Raw genomic sequence first — 1,049 nt, forward strand, 5'->3', positions numbered from 1 at the left:
TCAGGGAAAAGCATTGTCGCGGCAAACACGGTGGACTCCGCCAAATCATGCATTTTCACACCACGACCCACGCCGTACATGCCTTCAAGCACAATCGAGTCAAAGTCACGGAAAACACGATCCGAACCATCTCCATAACGAGCAACGGACGCTTTTAAGGCTTGGAACAAAGGTGTCGACCACAACTCGTCGCCCAATTCACCACCAACGCTTTCATGCGCTCGGTATTCCGCTCCTTCAAAGTAACGAGCACGTTGGTTCCAGAGACTTCGTGTTGCGCGGCGAACGCCAAACATGCCATCCCAGTTGAACACCGTATCAATCTCAAATTCCTGACCACGGCGAGCCGCATCTAAATACTGTGTTCGGTAGCTCGCACTGCCCGCCCAGTAATCACCGACACCTTCTCCAATCGCACCAGTGTGGCCATACGCCCAATCGGGAACGATTTGATAGTGAATCCCGTGTCCTAGCTCGTGCAAAATCACATCTGCATCCGCAGCATCCGGAGATACTCCGCCAACGCCTAACATCAGCGCACGCGAACCTGTGTAGTAAGAAGAGTTGTCTAGCGCTAAACCACGTCCATCAAAACGAAGCGGCTCTTCAAACAAGTCATAGCTCAAGCTCGATAAGTACTGCAGTGAGTTGTCAAGATGATAAAATGCCATCAACTGCAAAAAGGCATTGTCGCCAAGCTGAGCACTTTGCATCGCTTTTACATCAGCAAAAGATTGAACACCTTCAGGCGGCAAAATACTGCTTGTATCGCGTACGGGCTCCGCACCTACCGCAGGTGTAGGCAGTAATGCAAGTGCATCCACCTGTTTAACGCGCTCATTGGCTAGGTAGAACTTGCCGCCAGACTGCAAAACTTGAATCTGCTTCTCAACATATTGAAGTGGCTGCGGATAATCCTCTAACGAATTCCAAGCGGAATCAGGCGCAGCTTGTTGCTGCATCGTACGTAAATCAGGATCAAAGACTGAGACGGGAACCGTCACTAACTCACCGGAGCTCAACGCTGGCGGCTCGGTCACTTCCAATCG

The 1,049-nt window shown here is 51.1% G+C and carries 1 pseudogene; it reads right to left on the bottom strand.

The annotated features are described in order from the left end of the window. Positions 1 to 1,049 (bottom strand): annotated as a pseudogene (locus R8O10_RS24010) (propeptide, peptidase); the annotation flags it as partial.

The sequence above is a fragment of the Vibrio sp. 1727 genome, from assembly GCF_033344415.1.
GTDB lineage: Bacteria > Pseudomonadota > Gammaproteobacteria > Enterobacterales > Vibrionaceae > Vibrio > Vibrio alginolyticus.